Genomic DNA, 21,030 nt, shown 5'->3' on the forward strand with positions numbered 1-21,030 from the left:
AAGTCATCATTGGACATGATGTGCCCGGCACCGCACCATGGTGCCCATGACCTCCACCGCCTCCTCCCCCATCACCATCCGCCGGGCGACGGACGACGACGCCCGCAGCCTCGACCGCCTCGCCCGGCTCGACAGCCAGCGCCTCCCCGCCGGCCCGCACCTGATCGCGCTCGTCGACGACGCGCCGGTGGCCGCGATCTCGCTCGCCTCCGGCCGCACGGTCGCCAACCCGTTCGCGGCGACCGACCACGTCCTGTCGCTCCTGGCCGAGCGCGCGGCGCACTTCACGGGCGAGCGCGCGACGGCGCTTCCGGCGCGCCATCGCGGCGTGCACCCGCTGGCCGCGATGCGCGGCCTCTTCCCGGCCGTCCCGCGCGCCCGCGCGTCGCGGACCTCCTAAGCCGACGCCACGCGGCACCGCGACCGCGACCGCGAAGCGCCATCGCTTCGCGGACCTCCCTAGAACGACGTGATGACCGTCCGCACGCCTTCGTGGCGATCCATCGCCGCGAAGGCGTCGTTGACGCCGTCCAAGGCAATGCGGTCGGTCACGAAGGCCTCCAGGTCGAGGTCGCCCTTCAAGTACAACTCGACCAGCTCGGGCACGCGATCGCGGCCCTTGGCGCCACCGAACGACGCGCCCGCGACGCGGCGGCCGGTGATCAGGAAGCGCGGCACGACCTCCAGGACCTCGCCCTTGCCCGCGACGCCCGCGACCGTCGCCAGGCCCCAGCCCATGCGCGCCGCCTCGACGGCCTGGCGCATGACCTTCACGTTGCCGGTCGCCTCGAAGGTGTAGTCGGCGCCGAAGCCGTCGGTCATCTCGACGATCCGCGCGACGGAGTCGTCGCCGCCGATGAACGTGTCGGTCGCGCCGTGCGCGCGAGCCGCCTCCAGGCGTCCCTCGTCCAAGTCCACGCAGATGATCCGATCGGCGCCGGCCAGCCGCGCGCCCGCGACCGCGCCGAGCCCGACCAGGCCCGCGCCGAAGACCGCGACCGTCGAGCCCTTCTCGACCTTGGCGACGTACAGCGCCGCGCCGATCCCGGTCGTCGCGCCGCAGGCCAGCGTCGCGATCACGTCCAGCGGCGCCTCCGGGTTGACCTTGGCCAGCGCGATCGACGGCATCACGGTCGCCTCGGCGAACGTCGAGGTCCCCATGAACGAGCGGATGCGCTCCTCGCCGCGGTGCAGGCGCGTCGTCCCGTCGGGCAGGTAGCCGAGGTTCTGCTGCTCGCGGATCGCCAGGCAGAGGTTGGTCTTCTCACTGCGGCAGTGCAGGCACTCGCGACACTGCGGCGAGAAGAGCGTGACGACGTGATCACCGACCGCCAGATCCGTCACGCCTTCGCCCAGCGCCTCGACCACGCCCGCGCCCTCGTGGCCCAGCACCGTCGGCGCGTACCCGCTCGGGTCCGCGCCCGACGCCGTGTACATGTCGGTGTGGCAGACCCCGCACGCGTGCAGCCGGACCAGCACCTCGCCGGGCCCGGGGCCGTCGAGGTCGACCTCCTGGATGACGAGCGGCTTGGCGAACTCCTCGAGGACGGCGGCGCGGATCTTCATGCCGACGACCTTAACGAGCGACGTTGCTCAGGCGTGCAGAGCAGCCTGCTCACGGGCGTCAGGGAACGCCCAGGCGGTCGTGGTGCGCGCCGGCTGGCGGAAGTGGAAGCGCAGCTGGCGCGGCGGGCGCAGGCCCTCGGGCGAGTCCGGCCGGAAGGTCGCACAGGGCTCGTCCACCGACAGCGCGCAGAGCATGTTGCAGCGGAAGTAGCAGTCCTCGCAGGACGGCTTCTTGCTCTTCGCGCGCGCCTTCGGCATCCGGGGTGCGTTCTCCTTCTCGACCAGCTCGTTGACCACGGCGACGATGGAAGCACGTCCGAGGAGAGCGCCGCAACGCCGGAACCCGCAAATCGCATACATCGGCCATCGGACGGAATCGGGCCATCCCGCAAATGCCGACAAACGGCCTGAAATACCTGCACAGAGCGGGAATCGGGCACCGTTTCACGGTGTTTGCGGGGAGGTTGCAGGGAACGCCGACGTGCCCCTCCCGAACCTGGTAACCCAACTCCTACATGTCGGTCGAGTGCGCCGATCGGGCACGATCAGCCAGACCCGATGGCTCGCATCCTCGTCACCGGCGCCAGCGGATACGTCGGCGCCGCCCTCATCCCGAAGCTCACCGCCGGCGGCCACGCCGTCCGCGCCTTCGCCCGCGACCCCGCGCGCGTCACCGTTGCCACCGACGAGATCGTCACCGGCGACGCCGTCACCGGCGTGGGCTTGGACGCCGCGCTGGACGGCATCGATGTCGCCTACTTCCTGATCCACTCGATGGAGACCGCCGGCACCGGCGGCGCAGACGCCTTCGCCGACCGCGACCGCCGCGCCGCCGAACTGTTCGCGCAGGCCGCGCAGCGCGCCGGCGTGCGCCGGATCGTCTACCTCGGCGGTCTCGTCCCGCCGCAACGCGCCGCCTCGCCCCACCTCGCGTCACGTCTGGAGGTCGAGGAGGCGCTCCTGCACGCGACGCCCGAGGCGCTCGCGTTGCGCGCCTCGATCGTCATCGGCGCCCGCTCGCGCTCCTTCCGGTTCCTGGTGCGGTTGGTCGAGCGCCTCCCGGTGCTCGCGCTGCCCGCGTGGCGCGACCATCGCACGCGCCCGATCGACGGTCGCGACGTGCTCGCGTTCCTGGTCGCCGGCGCGACCAGCGAGGCCGTCGACGGGCCGCTGTCGCTCGATGTCGCCGGCCCCGACGAGGTCTCCTACGGCGCGCTGATCGACCGCATCCGCGACGGGCTGCTCGTCGGCCGCCCGCAGATCCGCCTCGGCTTCAGCCTCACGCCCGTCGCCAGCCGCGTCGCCGCCGCGATCGCCGGCGAGGACCACGCGCTCATCGGCCCGCTGATGGAGGGCCTCGACGGCGACCTCCTGCCCCGCGACGACCGCGCGGCCGATCTGCTCGGCGTCCGCCTGCACTCCCTCGACGCCGCCATCGAGCGCGCCCTGCGCGAGTGGGAGTCGACCGAGGAGCTGCGCGCCCGATGAGTCCGGAACCTCTGGATGGTTGGTGCGGAATCGAGCGTGGTCGTGATCGTGCGTCGTGTGGATGCTGGGCGCCACGCGACGGCGCAGCCGATCCTGGTTGGATCGTCAAGCCGCCGTGTGGCGATCCAGCGCCGCACGCCGTGCGAGCACGGCCGCGCGAATTCCGCACCAACCATCTAGGGTCTGCGCGACGGTGAGCGAAGTGGCTACGAGCATCGAGATCGACGCGCCGGTCGAGGCGGTCTGGAGCGTCGTCATGGACGCGACGCGCCTCCACGAGTGGGTGACGATCCACCGCAAGCTGGTGTCCCACTCCGACGACGCGATGGAGCAAGTGCTGCATCTGCGCGGCGCCAACTTCAAGGTGAAGTGGAAGCTCGCGAAGTCCAAGGCCCCCACCCACGCCAAGTGGGAGGGCAAGGGCCCCGCGCGCTCGCACGCCGAGACCGAGTACCGCCTGTCCGACAACGGCAAGGGTGGCACGCGCTTTGACTACCGCAACGAGTTCAAGGCCCCGCTCGGGCCGCTCGGCGCCTTCGCCAGCAACGCGCTCGTCGGCGGGCTGCCGGCCAAAGAGGCCGAGGCCTCGCTGCGCAAGCTGAAGGCTTTGGTCGAGAGCGGCCGCTGAGCGGCGTCGGCCCTCGGCCCTACAAGATCGCTTGGATCCCGCCCGCGCCGATCCGCGCCTCCCGGACGAGCACGTTCGCCGCGCCGTCCTCCTCATCGAGCACCTGCACCGCCGCGGTGATCGTCTGCCGCCGGTCGCGCAGGATCGCGTCGGCGATCTCGGTCGCTCGCGCCGCCGCGGTGATCGGCCCAGCGCCGTCGACCGCCGCGCCGATGATCCGCGCGCGCGGCATGTGCGTCGCGACCAGCAGCGCCTCGACGTCAGCGACCGGCGTCGCCGTGGCGACCACCACGACCGCCCCGGCGCACCGCGCCGCGATCTCCGTGCCCGTCTCAGGCCCGACCACGTCGAGCACCACCAGGTCGCTCCCTGCCGCATCGGCCCAGCCGCCGGCGCGCACGCGCGGCTCATAGCCCTGCGACAGCGCCGCGCTGGCGAGATCGTCGGAAAGCTCTTCAGACGCACTCAAGAGCACCAGAGCGGTCAGGTCTAGCTGCGCGATCAACAACGCGGCAAACTCTCCGGTACGGGTAGAAGCGGTGCAGGTCACCTTGCGGCGCATTGACTTTGACCCTTTGTCCTATGACACTTCACTGTCAGTAACAGTAATAACCGGAAGAGGAACCGACTTCGATGGCCGATTTCCTGGATGAGAAGCGCAACGAGATGAAGGCTCGGTTGACCGAGCTGCGTCCGCTGGTGGACGAGTATCACCGACTCGAAGCCGCAGTTGCCGCGCTGGACGGTGTCAAGAGCGGCGGTGCCGCCCCGACCCGCCGTCGCGGCAGTAGCAATGGCTCGAGCTCCAACGGCAACTCCAGTAGCAACGGCTCCGGCCGCCGCGGCCGCCCGCGCGGGTCGGGCACCCGCGGCAAGCAGGCCCTGGAGCTCGTCCGCTCGTCGCCGGGGATCACGATCCCCGAGATCGCCGAGCAGATGGGCATCCAGCAGAACTACCTCTACCGGGTGCTCCCCGGCCTCCAGAAGGATGGGCTCATCCGCAAGGAGGGCCGGGGCTGGCACCCGATGGACGCGGCGTAGGGCGATGAACCGGGTTCGGCCTCGTTTCCCGTTCGAGGCCGAACCCGCCACGCCCTCCGCTCCCTAGATGAGGCCGAGCTCCTTCACCGCGTCGCGCTCGCCCTTGAGCTCGTCGACGGTGATGTCGATCTTCGACTGGGCGAACTCGCCGACCTCGAGGCCCTCGACGATCTCGTAGGAGCCGTCGCCGGTCACCTTGACCGGGAAGGACGAGATGATGCCCTCGGCGACGCCGTACTGGCCGCCCGACGGGACCGCCATCGAAACCAGGCCATCGGCGCCGAGCACCCAGTCGTGGACGTGGTCGATGGCGGCGTTGGCGGCGCTGGCCGCCGAGGAGGCGCCGCGGGCCTCGATGATCGCCGCGCCGCGCTTGCCGACGTTGGGCAGGTACTCGTTCTCGTACCAGGCCATGTCGTCGACGGCCTCGACGGCCGGCTTGCCGTTGACCGTCGCGTTGAACAGGTCGGGGAACATCGTCGGCGAGTGGTTGCCCCAGATGACGAGGTTCTCGATCTCGGTGATCGGGATCCCGAGCTTGTTGGCCAGCTGCGCGTAGGCGCGGTTCTGGTCCAGGCGCGTCATCGCGGTGAAGCGCTCGGCCGGGACGTCCGGCGCGTTGGACTGCGCGATCAAGGCGTTGGTGTTGGCCGGGTTGCCGACGACCAGGACCTTGACGTCGTCCGCGGCGTGGTCGTTGATGGCCTTGCCTTGCGGCTTGAAGATCGCGCCGTTGGCCTCCAGGAGGTCCGCGCGCTCCATGCCGGCGGTGCGCGGGCGTGCGCCGATCAGCAGGCCGACGTTGGCGCCGTCGAACGCCTCGTTGGGATCGGAGGTGATGTCGATGGCCTCCAACAACGGGAAGGCGCAGTCGACCAGCTCCATCGCGGTGCCCTCAGCAGCCTTCAGGGCGGGCTCGATCTCCAGGAGGCGCAGGCGCACCTTCTCGTCCGGGCCGAGCAGCTGGCCGGAGGCGATGCGGAACAGGATGGCGTATCCGATGGCGCCGGCCGCGCCGGTCACCGTGACTGTCTTGGGCATGCCCCGAACGCTATCGGGGCCGAACGGTTGCGCGCGGTGCGGCTCGCCCGGAGCCGCACCGCGTCGCGCAAGCCGCTACGCGCCGACGGAGGCCAGCGAGGCGAGCGCGTCGTTCAGCGTCGCGCTGGGGCGCATCGCGTCCGCCGCGCGCGCCGGATCCGGGTGGAAGTAGCCGCCGACGTCGACCGCGTCGCCCTGCACGCCGTTGAGCTCGCCGACGATCGCCTCCTCGTCGGCGGCTAGGCGCTCGGCCAGCGGGCCGAACGTGGACGCCAGCTCGGCGTCGGTGGACTGTGCCGCCAGCTCCTGCGCCCAGTACAGGGCCAGGTAGAAGTGCGAGCCGCGGTTGTCGAGCTCACCGGCCTTGCGTGACGGCGACCGCCCCTCCTCCAGCACCTTGCCGGTCGCCCGGTCCAGCGTGTCGGCCAGGAGCTGGGCGCGGGCGTTGCCGGTCTTCTCGGCGAGCATCTCCAAGGACACCGCCAAGGCCAGGAACTCGCCCAGCGAGTCCCAGCGCAAGTGGTTCTCCTTCAAGAACTGCTGGACGTGCTTGGGCGCCGAGCCGCCGGCACCGGTCTCGAACAGGCCGCCGCCGTTCATGAGCGGGACGATCGACAGCATCTTGGCCGACGTGCCCAGCTCGAGGATCGGGAACAGGTCGGTCAGGTAGTCGCGCAGGACGTTGCCGGTGACCGAGATGGTGTCCTCGTTCTTGCGCGCCCGCTCCAGGGTGAACCGCGCGGCCTCGGCGACCGGCAGGATCTCGATCTGCAGGCCGTCGGTGTCCAGCGCTTCGAGCGCCGGGCGGACCTTCTTGAGGATCTCGGCGTCGTGGGCGCGGGTCTCGTCCAGCCAGAAGACGGCGGGCGTGTCGGACGCGCGGGCGCGGCGGACGGCCAGCTGCACCCAGTCCTGGACCGGCGCGTCCTTGGTCTGGCAGGCGCGCCAGATGTCGCCGGGCTCGACGTCGTGCTCGAGCAAGACGTTGTCATTGCCATCGACAACCCGGACCGTGCCGGCCGCGGCGATCTCGAAGGTCTTGTCGTGGGACCCGTACTCCTCGGCCTTCTGGGCCATCAGGCCGACGTTCGGCGTCGTGCCCATGGTGGAGGGGTCAAACGCGCCGTGCTCGCGGCAGTGCGCGACGGCCTCGGCGTAGAGCGCCGCGTAGGACGAGTCCGGGATCACGCACTTGGTGTCCTGCTGCTGGCCGGCCGCATCCCAGCCCTGGCCGGACGCACGGATCAGCGCTGGCATCGAGGCGTCGATGATTACGTCGGACGGCACGTGCAGGTTGGTGACGCCGCGGTCGGAGTCGACCATGTACAGGTCGGGACCCTCGGCCAGTGCCGCGTCGACCTTGGCCTGCGCGTCGGGGTGCGCGGACAGCAGCGAGCCGAGGCCGTCGTTGGGGCTGACGTCCTTGCGGCCCGCGTAGACGTCGTCGCCGACGAACGCGCGGACGGCGTGGCCGAAGATGATGGGGTCGCTGACCTTCATCATGGTGGCCTTGAGGTGCACGGAGAACAGGACGCCCTGCTCTTTGGCCTCGGCGATCTGCTCCTTGAAGAACTGATCGAGCGCCGCGCGGCGCATGACGGCCGCGTCGAGGACCTCGCCGGCCTGGAGCTCGAGGCCGTCCTTGAGCGTGGTCGTCGCGCCATCTGCGCCGACGTGCTCGATGCGGACGGTGGTGGCCGCATCCAAGGTGGTGGACTTCTCGGTCGAGCGGAAGTCGCCGTCGCTCATCGTCGACACGTGGGTCTTGGAGTCCGAGGACCACGCGCCCATCGAGTGCGGGTGCTTGCGCGCGAACTCCTTGACCGACTGCGGCGCGCGGCGGTCGGAGTTGCCCTCGCGCAGGACCGGGTTGACCGCGCTGCCCTTGACCGCGTCGTAGCGGGCGCGGACGTCGCGCTGCTCGTCGCTGGACGGCTCCTCGGGGTAGTCGGGGATCGAGTAGCCCTGCTCCTGCAGCTCCTTGATCGCCGCCTTGAGCTGCGGAACCGAGGCCGAGATGTTCGGCAGCTTGATGATGTTGGCCTCGGGCGTCTTGGCCAGCTCGCCCAGCTCGGAGAGCGCGTCGGCGATCCGCTGGTCGTCGGACAGGAGGTCCGGGAACTGGGCCAGGATCCGGCCCGAGAGCGAGATGTCGCGCAGTTCCAGCTCGACGCCGGCGGTCCCGGCGAAGGCCTCGACGATCGGCAGCAGCGACTTGGTCGCCAGCGCCGGCGCCTCGTCGGTGTGGGTGTAGATGATCTTCATGAGGAGGCCGCGAACGGTATCGCCCGCGGCCTCGCGGACGCCGTTCGGGGTCCGGGCTAGTAGACGAGTGACTTCAGGTCCGCGCCGTGTTCAGCGCGCGCGACGAGCGACGCGATCGTCGTGTCGCGCAGGCGGTCCTCCACCGCCTGGGCGGCGTCGCGGTCGATCTCGACCAGCAGGCCCTGGATCGACTGGCCGACGGGGCAGTTCGGGTGCGCGCTGCGCAGGCCGAGGACGTCGCCGTCGCCGTGGATGACGCGCCAGACGTCGGCGAGCGTCAGGTCCGCGGGGTCGACCGCCAGCCGCCAGCCGCCGCCCACGCCGGGCCGCGAGGCGACCAGGCCGGCCTCGCGGAAGAGGCCGAGCACGCGGCGAACGTGAACCGGGTTGGAGTTGGCCGAGCCGGCCATCTCATCGGAGGCCAGCGTCGCGGGCGCGCTGCCGGCGAGCAGCGTGAGCATGTGGACGCCGAGGGCGAACTGGGTGTTGGTGGGACCGGCCATGGTGGGGACCGAAAGTGTACTCGCTTATTCGCAACTGATTTAGCTACAATTGGGGCATGAGCCTGATCATCACCGGCGCTTCGGGTCACCTCGGACGCCGCACCGCCGAACTGCTGTTGGACACCGAGGGCGTCGACGCCAGCGACGTCGTCCTGGTCACCCGCGACCCGTCCAAGCTCGACGACCTCGCCGCGCGCGGCGCGACCGTCCGCGCCGGGGACTTCTCGCGGCCGGAGACGCTGGAGGCGGCCTTCGCGGGCGCGACGCGCGTGCTGATCGTCAGCACCGACGTCGTCGGCGCGCGCGTACCGGGCCACAAGGCCGCGATCGACGCGGCGCAGGCCGCGGGCGCACAGCTGATTGCCTACACCTCACTCCCCAACCCGGTGGCCGCCAACCCCGCCGGCGTTGCCGCCGACCACCGGCAGACCGAGGAGGCCGTCCAGGCCTCGGGCATCCCCTACACCTTCCTGCGCAACGCGCTCTACGCCGAGTACCAGATCCCAGGCGCGCAGGCCGCGGCCGCCAGCGGCAAGCACTACTACAACAGCGGCGACGGCAAGACCGCTTATGTCAGCCGCGAGGACTGCGCCGCCGCGGCCGCCGCGGTCCTGGCCGGCGGCGACGAGCACGCCAACAAGGCCTATGACATCACCGGCCCCGAGCTGCTGGGCGGCGCGGACCTCGCGCGCATCTACGGCGCCGAGCCGGTCGCGATCGACGACGACGCCTTCGCCGCGGCCCTGCCGCCGGAGATCGCGCCGCTGCTGGTCTCTTTCGGCGTCGCGATCCGCGAAGGCTTCCTCGACCAGCGCAGCGACGACGTCGAGGCGCTGACCGGGCGCGCGCCGACGTCGGTCGCCGACGTGCTCGCGGCCGCGGGCGCCACGGCGTAAGTCGCCAACGAGACGCGTGCAACCCGCGCATATCGCGGGTTGCGTGCGACTCGTGGCGAGCGGCGGGGCGGGCGTGCCCGTAGGATCCGCGCCCATGACCCGCCCCTCCGCCCCGTCCGCGCTGGTCGTCTCCGGTCTGGCGGAGGTCGCACTAGGCGCGCTGGCCGGCTGGCCGTACACGCTCATCCGCCAGGACCCCGAGGCGGCGCGGCGGCTGTTGGGGCTGAAGTCCGCGGCGCGCGTGAAGCAGTGGCACCTGGACCTCGCGATGCTCGGCGGGCTGACGGTCGCGGTCGGGACGGCGGTGCCGGACGCGCCGAAGTGGGCGTCGGTCCCGCTCGGCGTCGGCGCCTGGACCAACGCAATGGCCTTCCTCCCGCTGGCCTTCAACCCGGAGGTCGACAAGTCGCCGGTCTACAAGGCGGCCGCGGGTGCGTCGTTCATCGCGACGTCCGTCGGCTTCGTCGGGATGGCGGCCGAAGGCGCGCGGCGTCGACGCCGCGCGCGCCGCCTCCTGCGCTAGAGCTTCAGGATCGCCACGGCGAGCGCGGACGCCACCAGCGCAGCGCCGCGGTCAGCGACCCCGCCCGCTGCGTGAGCGTCGGCCCGGAGTCCCACCGGCCCGGGTCCAGATCCGCGCCACACAGCGCGCAGCCGGCCGCAAACGGCGTCACCCGCTCGGAGCACTGCGGGCAACGGCCCGGATCCGCGCGGCGCTTCAGCGCGGGCACCGCATCCGCTCCATCGTTGAGCTTCCCTGCGTCGTCATCCGGCCGGGCAGGAAATCAAAGCGAGCGCCGACGCGCCACCCGGCGGCGCGCGGACTGGACGATCGTCGGGGCCCTTGCCCCAAGCCATGAACCGTGGTTCACTTCTTCGTCCGCCATGGCCTACCGCCCCACCGAGAAGACCGAGGCTCGGCGTGCACAGACCCGCGCGGCGATCGTGCGCGCCGCGTTGGAGCTCGTTGCCCAAGGTGGGTACCGGGAGGCGCAGGTCGCAGCGGTGGCCAAGCGAGCCGGGGTCGCGACGGGCACGGTGTATCGCCACTTCCCGTCCAAGGCGGACCTGTTCGCCGAGGTCTTCCGGGTCGCCTCCCAGCACGAGGTCGACGCGGTCGCCCAGGCCGCGGCGGATGCCGGCGCGTCGGCGACCGACAAGCTCGCCGCCGCCGCCGAGACGTTCGCGCGCCGCGCCCTGCGCGGGCGGCGCCTGGCGTGGGCGCTGTTGGCCGAGCCGGTCGATCCCGCGGTCGAGGCCGAGCGCTTGCAGTTTCGCCGCGCCTACGCCGCGGTCTTCGAGCGCGCGATCGACGAGGGCGTCCTGCGCGGCGAGCTGCCGCCGCAGGACCCGGCGTTCACCGCCACCGCGCTCGTCGGCGCGGTCGCCGAGGCGCTCGTCGGCCCGCTCTCCCCCGGCGCCCACCCGGACCCCGACGCGCTCGTCGCGGCGCTGACCACCTTCTGCCTCCGATCCACCACCGACCAGGAGCTGCCCCTCCATGTCCACCGTCGCGCGGCCTGACGCCTCGCCCTTCGCCACCCACGAGGTCCGCAATCAGGTCCCGCCGCTGGAGGGCCGGAACCTGTTCTTGGACAACACGCCCCTTGTTGAAGGCCTTGCACGCGACGGCGGCAGCTGGGCGCACGAGCGGGCGGTCGAGGTCGGCGCGTTCTGGGCCGGCGACCCGATGCAGTGGGGCTTTGAGGCCAACGAGAACCCGCCGGTCCTGCACACGCACGACCGCTTCGGCAACCGCCTCGACTCGGTCACCTTCCACCCCGCGTGGCACAAGTTGATGGCCCGCGGCGTCCACGACGAGATGCACGCGCTGCCGTGGAACGACCCCCAGCCGGGCGCGCACGTCGCCCGCGCCGCGATCTACCTGTCCGGCACCCAGGCCGAGGCCGGTTTCGGCTGCCCGATCACGATGACCTTCGCCGCCGTGCCCGCGCTGCGCACCACGCCGGAGATCGCCGAGGAGTGGGTCCCGCGCCTCACCGCACGCGGCTACGACGGCGAGCTGAAGCCCGCCAGCGAGAAGCCCGGCGCGATCTGCGGCATGGCGATGACCGAGAAGCAGGGCGGCTCGGACGTCCGCGCCAACACGACGATCGCGACGCCGGTCAACGGCGGCGGTGAGGGCGCCGAGTACACGCTCGTCGGCCACAAGTGGTTCTGCAGCGCGCCGATGTCCGACCTCTTCCTCGTGCTCGCCCAGACCAACGAAGGCCTCTCGTGCTTCGCGGTCCCGCGCTTCCTGCCCGACGGCACCAAGAACCACGGCTTCCAGCTCCAGCGGTTGAAGGACAAGTTGGGCAACAAGTCCAACGCCTCGTCGGAGATTGAGTTCAAGAACGCCTGGGGCCAGATGCTCGGCGAGCCGGGCCGCGGCGTCCCGACGATCATCGAGATGGTCGGCCACACGCGCCTAGACTGCGTGATCGGCGGCGCGGGCGGCATGCGCACCGCGGTCTCGCTCGCCTCCTGGCACGTCGCCCACCGCGCCGCGTTCGGCAAGACGCTGCTCGACCAGCCGCTGATGCGCAACGTGATCGCCGACCTGGCCGTGGAGTCCGAGGCGGCGACCGCGGTCGCGCTGCGCCTCTGCCGCGCCTACGACGAGGCCGCCGCCGGCGACGAGCGCGCCGACCACTTCAAGCGCTTGGCCACCGCGGTGGCCAAGTACCACGTCTGCAAGCGCGTCCCCAACCACGCCTTTGAAGCGCTGGAGTGCTTCGGCGGCAACGGCTACGTCGAAGCGTCCGGGATGCCGCGCCTCTACCGCGAGGCCCCGCTGTGCTCGATCTGGGAGGGCTCAGGCAATGTGATGGCCTTGGACGTCCTGCGCGCGCTGGCCCGCACGCCGGAGGCGCTCGACGTCTTCTTGGAGGAGTTGGACGCCGCCGCCGGCGCCGACACCCGCTACGACGCCTACATCCAGACGGTGCGCAGCGAGTTCTCGCGGCCCGCCGAACTGGAGCACCGTGCGCGCCTGGTCGTCGAGCGGATGGCGATCGCGTTGCAGGCCTCGCAGCTGCTGCGCCACGCGCCGGCCGTCGTGGCCGACGCGTTCATCGCCACGCGGTTGAGCGGCGACGGCGGCCTGCACTACGGGACGCTGCCGGCGGGGACCGACGTGTCGTCCATCATCGAGCGGCACATGCCGCAGGCCGCGTAGGGTCCGCGAGCATGAGCGCCCCACAGCACTTCCGCGCCGCCGTCGAGGCCGGCGACATCGAGGCCGCGCTGGCCACCCTGTCGCCCGACGTGGTCTTCCACTCGCCCGCGGTCTTCCACGAGTACCGCGGGATCGAGTCGGTCGGCGGCCTGCTGCGGATCGTCTTTGAGACCTTCGAGGACTTCCGCTACACCGACCAGCTCAGCGGCGACGCCGACGCACCCGTCCACGCGCTGATCTTCCGCGCGAAGGTCGGCGAGCGCGAGCTGGAGGGAATGGACCTCGTGCGCGTCGGCGCCGACGGCCTGATCGCCGACTTCACCGTGATGGTCAGGCCGATGTCGGGCCTGGTCGCCCTGGCTCAGGCGCTCGGGCCGAAGGTGGAAGCGGCCGGGATCCATCACGCGGGCTGACCGCGGACATCGACGACAACAACGCCAGCGCCCGGGCCGATGCGGAGCCCGGCGCGGCGTGGTAGACGATCAACATCTGGCCGTCCGCGCCGTTGACGCCGAACGACTCGTAGTCCAACTCCAGGTCGCCGACGATCGGGTGGACCATCACCTTGGTCCCGTGCGTCTTGGCGTGCACGTCATGGCGCGCCCAGAGCTTCCTGAACAACTCGGACTTCAACGACAACTCGCCGACCAGCTCGTGCAGCAGCGGGTCGTCGAGATCGGGACCGACCTGCGCGCGCAGTGAGGCGACCGTGCCGGCCGCGGCCTTCTCGAAGTCCGGGTGCAGGGACCCGTGCTGTTCGTCGAGGAACATCAACCGCACCAGGTTGCTCCCGACGCGCTGGGACGGGTTGACGGCCAAGGCCATCGCGTTGGCGGCGAGCACGTCCATGCGACAGCCGATGACGACCGCGGGCGACTCGGGCCACGCGTCCATGAGGCGCTGCAGCGAGGGCCGCACGCGTTCGAGCTTGGCCGGCGCGCGACGGCGCCTGCGCGGTGCCGGATGCACGAGCTCGTGGAGGTGCGCGGTCGCGTCGTCGTCCAGCCGCAGCGCGCGGGCCAGGGCGTCGAGCACCTGCTCAGACGGGTGCTGGTCGCGGCCCTGCTCCAGGCGGACGTAGTAGTCGGCGCTGACGCCCGCGAGCATCGCGAGCTCCTCGCGACGCAGGCCGGGGACGCGGCGGCGGCCATGGTCGGGAATGCCTACATCTTCCGGCCGGACCAGCTCGCGGCGGGCCCGAAGGAAGCGGCCGATGCGGTTCTCGGCGTCGTCCATGCCTCCAGGATAGGCGGAGGCTGCCTCCGGAAGGTGGCCCTGGCACTCCCAGGGTCACCGCTCCGGGTCCTGAGACGGCTCTGGCTACGAGACGCGAGGAGGCGCAAGATGCTGTCCATGACCCTGCTCGACTCCCTCCCCATCACCCGGATCATCGAGCGCCCCCTGGCCGGTCGCGTGGCGCTGATCACCGGTGCCACCGCCGGCCTCGGGGCCGCGACCGCGGTCCGGCTCGTCAACGACGGCGCGGCGGTCGCGCTCGTCGGCCGTGACGCCGAGATGCTCGATGAGCTGTCGGTGTTCCTCGACGACGACGGCGTCGTCCCCATCGCCGCCGACGTCGCCGAGCCGGCGGATCTGGCACACGTGCTCGAGGTCGTCGCCGTCAAGCTCGGCCGGATCGACCTCGTGGTCGCCGCGCCCGAAGGCCGCCTGGCGATCTCGCGCGCGTACGCGCACGACCTGGCGGCGTCGGCCGCCGACGGCCTGCCCGCCGACCTCGTCCACGTCGGCGCGATCGCGCTGCACGCCACCCGCGCGCTGCGCGAGGAGCTGGCGCCGCGAGGCGTGCGCGTCAAGGCGGTCGAGACCGTCGGCGTGGGCGTCGACGACGTCGCGGACGCGATCGCCTACGCGGTCTCCGCGCCGCTTTCGGTCAACGTGGCCGAGCTGACGCTGTTGCCCGACCAGCGGCGCTTCGCGCGCGCCGAGCGCTAGCTAGCCGAGCTGCTCTAGATCGCCACGGAAGGCGACGATCTCGCGCTCGACCGCGAGGTCGTCGCCGCGCATCTGGCGCAGCTTGGCGATCGTCTCCGCCAGCGCGCGGGCGCGCGACTCGATCCCGCGCAGCAGCTCGGGGTCGTCGAGGTCAGACGGCTGCACCGCGGCGAGCGCGTGCAGGTGGTCGTCCAGCCACAGCTCGCGTTCCAGTTCGCGGCGCTGCGTCCAGGTGAGGCGGTTGCCAGTCTCGTCCATGACCCTTACAAGTTTAGGACACGTCCAGCGCATTGCGTAGCCGTGTTTCGTTAATCCGTCCGCGAGATCTGGACGGCGCCGAGGCGCAGCGTGTGCGGGGTCGCGGTCTGGATGTCGCACAGCTCGAAGCCGTTAGCGGCCAAGGCGTCGAGGGTCTTGGACACCAGGACGTTGCCCGCGTGCGGCACGCGGTGCCACATCGACTCGAGCATCGCGGCGCGGCCGAGGGTGATGGAGATCAGCCCCGCGGCGAGATCGTCGTCCGGCGTCCAGATCTCGAACGTGTGCGCGTGGCCGGCGGCGTGCAGCGCGCGGTAGAGCCGGTGCATGCGCGGCGTCAGCCAGACGCCGTCCTGCGGCGAGCGCGGCTGGGCGCAGCGGGCGATGACCTCGTCGAAGGCGTCCGAGACACGGAGCTGCCAGTCGTCGCGGGCGTTGAGCGAGCGCCGGACGCGGCGGCGCACCGCCGCACGTGAGGTCTCGTCGAGCTCGAAGACCGTGCGCGGGTCGGCGATCCACCACGGCAGCTCGCGCGACGGCGGCTCGCTGCCGTCGCCCGGATCGTCCATGGGGAACAGGCCCTGCGCATAGAGCCCGAGGATGGTCTCGACATCCACACGTCACAATGTGACCGAATGTTCGGCGGAGGAGGCTCCACCCAGCTCGCCCGGGTGTTCGGGATCCGGATCGGCGCCAGCCCTGGCTGGTTCCTGTTCCTGTTCCTGATGATCTGGTACCTGTCGACGCTGTTCGGGAACTCGCTTCCCGACGCGAGCGACACCACCACCTACGTGACGGCGGTCGCGGGCGCGGCGCTGTTCTTCCTGTCGATCGCCCTGCACGAGCTCGGCCACGCGATCGTCGCGCGGCGCAACGGCATCGACGTGCTCGGCATCGACCTGTGGGTCTTCGGCGGCTTGGCGAAGCTCTCGCGCGACTCGCAGTCGCCCGGCGAGGAGTTCCGGGTCGCCGCCGCCGGGCCCGCGGTGACGCTGGCGCTGGCAGTCCTCGGCGCGATCGGCGTGCGGCTGCTGTCGGACTCCAGCTGGGATGCGAGCTTCTTCGGCGACAGCGACGACAGCTCGCCGCTGCTGGCGCTGCTGGCGTGGCTGGCGCTCGTCAACACGGGGCTGTTGATCTTCAACCTGGTGCCCGCGTTCCCGCTGGATGGCGGGCGAATCGCGCGGGCGCTCGCCTGGAAGGTGACCGGCGACCGCCACCGCGCCACGCGCCTGGCCGGCCGCCTCGGCCTCGGGTTCGCCTACATCATGATCGCCGGCGGCGGACTGCTGGCCATCAACGGCGACATCACCGACGGCATCTGGCTGATGATCCTCGGCTGGTTCCTGTCGACGGGCGCGCGGTCTGCCGTCGTCGGCTCGCAGTTCGCCGAGCGCATCGAGGGCGTGACGGCGGCGGACCTCATGGACGCCGAACCGGTCTGGATCCCACGCGGAACCCCAGCGCTCGCCGCCCACGACGAGTTCTTCCTGCGCTACCAGCTGCCGTGGATCCCGGTTGTCGACGAGAACGACGGCGTGCTGAGCGGCGTCCTGCGCGGCGACCGCGTCGAGGCCATCCTCGCCGACGGCCGCCCGACGCTGCCGATCGACGAGCTCATCGACCCCGCCGACACGACCGCCTCCGTCCCGGTCGACACGCCGCTCGAGCACCTCCTCGGCTCCGAGCCGCTGCGCCAGTTCGGGGCGCTGGCGGTCGTCGACGGGGCGGGGCGGTTGTGCGGAGTGTTGTCGATCGAGCGCGTGCGCCGGGCGCTGGCGGCGAACGTCTAGCGGGGGTGACGCCGCTGTCGTGCGTGGCGCTCAGCGCGGGGCGTCGGCGGTACGACGTGGCGTTGGAGAGGGCGGCGAGAGAGTGAGGTGTAGGGGCGTGGCGACCGCCTGGGGTCGTCCGCTGGCCGTGTCTTGGGCGCCAGGGGAAGGTTCGGGCTCGAATGACAGACCAACGGCACGTTCGTGTTCCTATGCGACACGAACGTGCCGCGCGACGATGAGTGGCACCTGACCCGCGTATATCGCGGGCTCGGCGCCATCGAGCTGCTGCTCATCGGTGAGTCGCATCTAACCCGCGCATATCGCGGGTTGGACGCGATCGAGTGGTGCTTGGGCCCCGAATCGCCCTCCCGAGCCCGGCGACACGCCCGAGGACGACCAAAGGCGGTGGCCACGCCACGACGCTCTCACTCCTTCGATGCCTTCGGCCACAACCGCCCGCGGCACCGCGAGCGGTCGCGCTCCTACGCCACGGCGTCCGCGCCGCGGCCAACCCACGCCGCCACCGAGGGCGAGACCGACACCCCTTCGCGCAACCGCACGTCCGGCTCGATCGCGCCCTGCGTGACCCGCAGCGGGACGACGCCGGCCCAGACGTCCAAGTCATAGTCCTCGTCATCGTCGACCGGTCCGCCGGCGCGCAGCTTCGCCGAGGCCTCGGTCAACGGCAACGCCAACACGCGCGTGCCCTTGAGCTCCTGGCGCGAGGGGGTGCGGACCTCGTCCCAGCGGCCTGGGACCAACTTGTCCGTGAAGGCGGCCAACGCGGCTTCGCGCTCGGCTTCGCCCTCGACCAAGCGGGCCTCGCCCAACACGACGACCGAGCGGTAGTTCATGGAGTGATGGAACGCGGAGCGGGCGAGGACGAGGCCGTCGATCAGCGTGACCGTGAGGCAGGCGGGGACGCCGGCACCGAGCGTGCGGACCATGCGCGAGGCGGCGGAGCCGTGGATCAGGACCTCGTCGCCGACACGCGCGTGCAGCGTGGGGATCACGTACGGCTGGCCGTCGGCGACGAAGCCGAGGTGGGCGACGAGGGCTTCGTCGAGGATCGCGTCGATCGTCTCGCGGTCGTAGTCGGCGCGCTTGGGCGCCCGGCGGACGCGGCTGCGCTCGGAGGGGGCGGTGGCGGTCATGGTCGCGAAAAAGTACGTGGCACTTGGCCCGGTTTCCAGGACCAAGTGCATATGCGATCATGAGGCCAAGTGGACCTCCACCTCGACCTCGACACCGCGCCCGGCCGCACGCTGCGCGCCCGCGCCGAGCACGCGCTGCGCGAGGCCGTCCGCTCCGGTCGCCTCCCGCCCGGCTCCAAGCTGCCCGCCACGCGCGCGCTGGCCCAGCAGCTCGGGGTCTCGCGCGGCGTGGTCGTCGAGGCCTACGCGCAGCTCGCCGCCGAGGGCTACCTCGACACGCGCCGCGGCGGGGGCACCCGCGTGGCCGACCACCCGTCGCCGAGCGACGAAGCGACGGCGGCCGAGGACGCGACGACGGTGGGCGAAGCCGCGGCGGCCGGCGCCTCCCTAGTCCGTCCGCCCGAGGACGGCGCGCCCCGCCACGACCTGCGCCCCTCGCTGCCCGCCGTCGACGGCTTCCCCCGCCAAGCGTGGCTCGGCGCGATCTCCCGGATCCTGCGCACGATCCCCGACCAGCGCCTCGGCTACGGCGACCGCAACGGCGAGCCCGAGCTCAGAGCCGCGCTCTCGGCCTCCCTCGCGCGCACGCGCGGGGTCAGAGCCACGCCGGACCAGGTCATCGTCACCGGCGGCCTCCGCGACTCGCTCCCGCTCCTCTGGCGCCTCCTCAAGGAACGCGGCGCCAAGCGCGTCGGCGTCGAGGAGCCCGGCTGGTGGCGGATCTCGCGCTCGGTCGCCGAGGCCGGCCTCACGCCCGTCGAGATCCCGACCGACGACGAAGGCCTCGACCCGTCACGCCTCGCCGCGCTCAAGCTCGACGCCGTCGCCGTCACCCCCGCCCACCAGTTCCCCACCGGCGCCGTGCTCTCCCCGGCCCGGAGAGCCGCCCTCGTCGCCTGGGCCCGCAAGCGCGGCGCGATCATCCTCGAGGACGACTACGACGCGGAGTTCCGCTACGACCGCGCCCCGATCGGCTCGTTGCAGGGCCTCGCGCCCGACCTCGTCGTCTACGGTGGCTCATGCTCCAAGACACTCGCGCCCGCGCTGCGGCTCGGCTGGCTCGTCCTTCCGTCCAGCCTGGTCGCGGAATTGCACGCCGACGACCCGTCCTCGCCCGCGGGCACGCCGCCCACGATCGACCAGCTCGCGCTCGCCGATCTCTTCGACCGCGGCGAGGTCGACCGCCACCTGCGCCGTCAACGGATCCGGTACAGAAGACGGCGCGACGCGCTGCTTGACGAGATCGCCGCCCAGATCCCGGAGATCGAGGTCCGCGGCGCCGCCGCTGGACTTTTCGCCGTCCTGCTGCTCCCGCCGCACGCCGACGAGGACGAGGTGGTCGCCGCGGCCGCCCGCCACGGCGTCGCCCTGGAGCCGCTTCGCGCCCAAGGCCGTGCCGGCCTCGTCGCCGGCTACGCGAACCTCCCGGAGGCCGCCGCGTCGGCCGCCGTGCACGCCCTCGCCCAAGCCATCGCTCAAGCGATCCGGACCGCGGCCGACGGCCGTATGTAGGGCAGCCTAAAAGGGCTTGATCTATACAGTTCCAGGCCCCGAACTTCGACCCGAAGAGTCGCTCAAAATATGCCTGCACATGACGTCCTCATCCTCGGCGCCGGCTTGGCCGGACAGCGGGCCGCACTGGCCGCCGCGGATGCCGGAGCGTCGGTCGCGATCATGAGCAAGGTCCACCCGGTCCGGTCTCATTCCGTCGCGGCCGCGGGCGGCATCAACGCCGCCATCAACCCCGCCGACGACTGGCGCTCGCACGCCTACGACACCGTCAAGGGCTCCGACTTCATCGGTGACCAGGACGCGATCGAGGTCATGTGCCGCGAGGCCCCACACGAGGTCATGCACCTCGAGCACATCGGCGTCACGTTCCACCGCAACGAGACCGGCCAGATGGACCTCCGCGCGTTCGGCGGCGCCTCGATGAAGCGCACCGCCTACGTCGCCGACATCACGGGCCAGGCGATCCTCCACGTGCTCTACGAGCAGCTCATGAAGTACCACGAGCGCGTGGATCGCTACGAGGAGTGGTTCACCACCCACCTGCTCCAGGACGAGACCGGCGCCGTCTCGGGCTGCATCGCCCGCGATATCCGCACCGGCACGCTGGAGACCTTCACCGCCAAGAACGTGATCCTGGCGACCGGCGGCGTCGGCCAGGCGTTCAAGCCGACCACCAACGGCCTCATCTGCACCGGCGACGGCATCGCCCAGGCCTACCGCCTCGGCGCGCCGCTCATGGACATGGAGATGGTCCAGTACCACCCGACCTGCCTGGTGGAGAACGGCTTCCTGATCACGGAGGGCGCCCGCGGCGAGGGCGCGCACCTGCTCAACAGCAAGGGCGAGCGCTTCATGGAGAAGTACGCGCCCAACAAGATGGAGTTGGCGTCGCGCGACGTCGTCTCCCGCGCCGAGCAGACCGAGATCAACGAGGGCCGCGGCGTCGGCCCCGGCGGCGTCGGCATCTACCTCGACGTCACGGTCGTGCCGCGCAAGCGCACGCTCGAGGCGCTGCGCGAGATCGTCAACATCGGCAAGGACTTCGCCGGCGTCGACATCACCCGCGAGCCGATCCTGATCCGCCCGGGTCAGCACTACATCATGGGCGGCGTCAAGACCGACGTCGACGGCGCCACGCCGATCGAGGGCCTCTACGCCGCGGGCGAGGTCGCCTGCGTCTCGGTCCACGGCGGCAACCGCCTCGGGGCCAATTCGCTGCTCGACACGCTGATCTTCGGCCGCCGCGCTGGCGAACACGCCGCCGCGCGCGCCGCCAGCATGCCGATGCCGAAGGCCGCGCCGCAGTCGCGCCTCGACGACGAGCAGGCGATGCTCGACGCGATCATCGACCGGCCCAAGACCGGCCGCCGGATCTCCGAGATCAAGGACGAGCTCGGCACCGAGATGAACAAGAACGTCGCCGTCTTCCGCGAGCAGGCCGGCCTCGAGCACGCGCTCGGCATCGTCCGCCGGCTCAAGGAGGAGGCCAAGACCGCCTACGTCGACGACAAGGGCACGGTCTTCAACCAGGACGTCCTCGGCGCCCTCGAGCTGGGGTACATGCTCGACTGCGCGGAATGCACCGTCGTCGGAGCGATCGAGCGCAAGGAGTCGCGTGGAGCCCAGTTCCGCGTGGACTTCCCCGAGCGCAACGACGAGGAGTGGCAGAAGCACATCACGCTGTCGCGCAACGGCAGCGACGAGCCTCACGTGGATTACTCCCCCGTGACCATCACCCAGTGGCAGCCGGAAGAGAGGAAGTACTAGCC

General features: G+C 71.5%; 24 protein-coding genes. 13 read left to right on the forward strand and 11 right to left on the reverse strand.

All coding sequences use genetic code 11. The features are described 5' to 3' along the window. Positions 1-46 precede the first annotated feature (46 nt). Positions 47-400, forward strand: coding sequence for a hypothetical protein (locus tag ACT01A_RS11085; RefSeq protein WP_445152313.1), 354 nt, complete (start codon positions 47-49; stop codon positions 398-400). A 59-nt stretch (positions 401-459) separates the two neighbouring features. On the opposite strand, the gene ACT01A_RS11090 is transcribed toward ACT01A_RS11085, so the two are convergent. Further along, positions 460-1,566 (reverse strand): alcohol dehydrogenase catalytic domain-containing protein, encoded by a 1,107-nt coding sequence (locus ACT01A_RS11090; protein ID WP_445152314.1) that lies wholly within the window; start codon positions 1,564-1,566, stop codon positions 460-462. Between the two features lie 27 nt (positions 1,567-1,593). Beyond that, on the reverse strand, positions 1,594-1,863 hold the full coding sequence (locus ACT01A_RS11095) for a hypothetical protein (RefSeq protein WP_445152315.1): 270 nt from the start codon (positions 1,861-1,863) through the stop codon (positions 1,594-1,596). A gap of 261 nt (positions 1,864-2,124) precedes the next feature. Here ACT01A_RS11095 and ACT01A_RS11100 point away from each other — a divergent pair, with 261 nt between their 5' ends. Together ACT01A_RS11100 and ACT01A_RS11105 are read left to right on the forward strand one after the other, a co-directional pair. Further along, positions 2,125-3,054, forward strand: a complete 930-nt coding sequence (locus ACT01A_RS11100) for an NAD(P)H-binding protein (RefSeq protein WP_445152316.1) — start codon at positions 2,125-2,127, stop codon at positions 3,052-3,054. A gap of 193 nt (positions 3,055-3,247) precedes the next feature. Next, positions 3,248-3,682 (forward strand): SRPBCC family protein, encoded by a 435-nt coding sequence (locus tag ACT01A_RS11105; protein ID WP_445152317.1) that lies wholly within the window; start codon positions 3,248-3,250, stop codon positions 3,680-3,682. A gap of 19 nt (positions 3,683-3,701) precedes the next feature. On the opposite strand, the gene ACT01A_RS11110 is transcribed toward ACT01A_RS11105, so the two are convergent. Continuing rightward, positions 3,702-4,190 (reverse strand): hypothetical protein, encoded by a 489-nt coding sequence (locus ACT01A_RS11110; RefSeq protein WP_445152318.1) that lies wholly within the window; start codon positions 4,188-4,190, stop codon positions 3,702-3,704. A gap of 125 nt (positions 4,191-4,315) precedes the next feature. Here ACT01A_RS11110 and ACT01A_RS11115 point away from each other — a divergent pair, with 125 nt between their 5' ends. Next, the gene (locus ACT01A_RS11115) at positions 4,316-4,723 is read left to right on the forward strand and encodes a hypothetical protein (protein ID WP_445152319.1); all 408 of its coding nucleotides are present in this window, start codon (positions 4,316-4,318) and stop codon (positions 4,721-4,723) included. Between the two features lie 63 nt (positions 4,724-4,786). Here the strand turns inward: ACT01A_RS11115 and ACT01A_RS11120 are convergent, their stop codons facing one another. From ACT01A_RS11120 to ACT01A_RS11130, 3 genes are all read right to left on the reverse strand, one after another. Beyond that, positions 4,787-5,764, reverse strand: coding sequence for a malate dehydrogenase (locus ACT01A_RS11120; RefSeq protein WP_445152320.1), 978 nt, complete (start codon positions 5,762-5,764; stop codon positions 4,787-4,789). Positions 5,765-5,839: 75 nt separating this feature from the next. Then, complete coding sequence (locus tag ACT01A_RS11125) at positions 5,840-8,029, reverse strand: NADP-dependent isocitrate dehydrogenase (protein ID WP_445152321.1); 2,190 nt, start codon at positions 8,027-8,029, stop codon at positions 5,840-5,842. A 56-nt stretch (positions 8,030-8,085) separates the two neighbouring features. Beyond that, positions 8,086-8,532, reverse strand: coding sequence for an Rrf2 family transcriptional regulator (locus tag ACT01A_RS11130; RefSeq protein WP_445152322.1), 447 nt, complete (start codon positions 8,530-8,532; stop codon positions 8,086-8,088). Positions 8,533-8,588: 56 nt separating this feature from the next. Here ACT01A_RS11130 and ACT01A_RS11135 point away from each other — a divergent pair, with 56 nt between their 5' ends. Both ACT01A_RS11135 and ACT01A_RS11140 read left to right on the forward strand, forming a co-directional pair. Beyond that, positions 8,589-9,428 carry an NAD(P)H-binding protein gene (locus ACT01A_RS11135; protein ID WP_445152323.1) on the forward strand — a complete coding sequence of 280 codons (840 nt, stop codon included), beginning with the start codon at positions 8,589-8,591 and terminating at the stop codon, positions 9,426-9,428. A 94-nt stretch (positions 9,429-9,522) separates the two neighbouring features. After that, on the forward strand, positions 9,523-9,951 hold the full coding sequence (locus tag ACT01A_RS11140) for a hypothetical protein (protein WP_445152324.1): 429 nt from the start codon (positions 9,523-9,525) through the stop codon (positions 9,949-9,951). 4 nt (positions 9,952-9,955) lie between these two features. Here ACT01A_RS11140 and ACT01A_RS11145 read toward each other — a convergent pair whose 3' ends face one another. Then, on the reverse strand, positions 9,956-10,159 hold the full coding sequence (locus ACT01A_RS11145) for a hypothetical protein (protein ID WP_445152325.1): 204 nt from the start codon (positions 10,157-10,159) through the stop codon (positions 9,956-9,958). A 154-nt stretch (positions 10,160-10,313) separates the two neighbouring features. On the opposite strand from ACT01A_RS11145, the gene ACT01A_RS11150 reads away from it, so the two are divergent. From ACT01A_RS11150 to ACT01A_RS11160, 3 genes are read left to right on the forward strand one after another with little or no spacing between them, the layout of a single operon-like run. Further along, positions 10,314-10,952 carry a TetR/AcrR family transcriptional regulator gene (locus ACT01A_RS11150; RefSeq protein ID WP_445152326.1) on the forward strand — a complete coding sequence of 213 codons (639 nt, stop codon included), beginning with the start codon at positions 10,314-10,316 and terminating at the stop codon, positions 10,950-10,952. Further along, positions 10,930-12,609 carry an acyl-CoA dehydrogenase family protein gene (locus ACT01A_RS11155; protein ID WP_445152327.1) on the forward strand — a complete coding sequence of 560 codons (1,680 nt, stop codon included), beginning with the start codon at positions 10,930-10,932 and terminating at the stop codon, positions 12,607-12,609. The genes ACT01A_RS11150 and ACT01A_RS11155 overlap by 23 nt, the downstream gene beginning before the upstream one ends. A gap of 11 nt (positions 12,610-12,620) precedes the next feature. Next, positions 12,621-13,022, forward strand: a complete 402-nt coding sequence (locus tag ACT01A_RS11160) for a nuclear transport factor 2 family protein (protein ID WP_445152328.1) — start codon at positions 12,621-12,623, stop codon at positions 13,020-13,022. Here ACT01A_RS11160 and ACT01A_RS11165 read toward each other — a convergent pair. Beyond that, complete coding sequence (locus ACT01A_RS11165) at positions 12,940-13,845, reverse strand: helix-turn-helix transcriptional regulator (protein WP_445152329.1); 906 nt, start codon at positions 13,843-13,845, stop codon at positions 12,940-12,942. The two genes, ACT01A_RS11160 and ACT01A_RS11165, sit on opposite strands and share 83 nt — an antisense overlap. Positions 13,846-13,953: 108 nt before the next feature. On the opposite strand from ACT01A_RS11165, the gene ACT01A_RS11170 reads away from it, so the two are divergent. After that, positions 13,954-14,562 (forward strand): SDR family NAD(P)-dependent oxidoreductase, encoded by a 609-nt coding sequence (locus ACT01A_RS11170; protein WP_445152330.1) that lies wholly within the window; start codon positions 13,954-13,956, stop codon positions 14,560-14,562. Here the strand turns inward: ACT01A_RS11170 and ACT01A_RS11175 are convergent, their stop codons facing one another. Next, a complete protein-coding gene (locus ACT01A_RS11175; protein WP_445152331.1) occupies positions 14,563-14,820 on the reverse strand; it encodes a hypothetical protein in 258 nt (85 codons plus the stop codon). It lies immediately after the preceding gene. A 50-nt stretch (positions 14,821-14,870) separates the two neighbouring features. Continuing rightward, positions 14,871-15,437 carry a leucyl/phenylalanyl-tRNA--protein transferase gene (locus ACT01A_RS11180; RefSeq protein ID WP_445152332.1) on the reverse strand — a complete coding sequence of 189 codons (567 nt, stop codon included), beginning with the start codon at positions 15,435-15,437 and terminating at the stop codon, positions 14,871-14,873. Between the two features lie 18 nt (positions 15,438-15,455). Between ACT01A_RS11180 and ACT01A_RS11185 the strand changes: the two genes are divergently transcribed. Beyond that, entirely contained in the window at positions 15,456-16,613 is a 1,158-nt protein-coding gene (locus ACT01A_RS11185) for a site-2 protease family protein (protein WP_445152333.1), read from the forward strand. 464 nt (positions 16,614-17,077) lie between these two features. Here ACT01A_RS11185 and ACT01A_RS11190 read toward each other — a convergent pair whose 3' ends face one another. Then, positions 17,078-17,749: a pyridoxamine 5'-phosphate oxidase family protein gene (locus ACT01A_RS11190; protein ID WP_445152334.1), complete on the reverse strand. Its 672-nt coding sequence runs from the start codon at positions 17,747-17,749 to the stop codon at positions 17,078-17,080. 69 nt (positions 17,750-17,818) lie between these two features. Between ACT01A_RS11190 and pdxR the strand changes: the two genes are divergently transcribed. Both pdxR and ACT01A_RS11200 read left to right on the forward strand, forming a co-directional pair. Next, positions 17,819-19,261, forward strand: a complete 1,443-nt coding sequence (gene pdxR / locus ACT01A_RS11195; protein WP_445152335.1) for a MocR-like pyridoxine biosynthesis transcription factor PdxR — start codon at positions 17,819-17,821, stop codon at positions 19,259-19,261. 69 nt (positions 19,262-19,330) lie between these two features. Continuing rightward, entirely contained in the window at positions 19,331-21,028 is a 1,698-nt protein-coding gene (locus ACT01A_RS11200; protein WP_445152336.1) for an FAD-binding protein, read from the forward strand. Positions 21,029-21,030 lie beyond the last annotated feature (2 nt).

This window comes from Baekduia sp. Peel2402, from assembly GCF_052567285.1.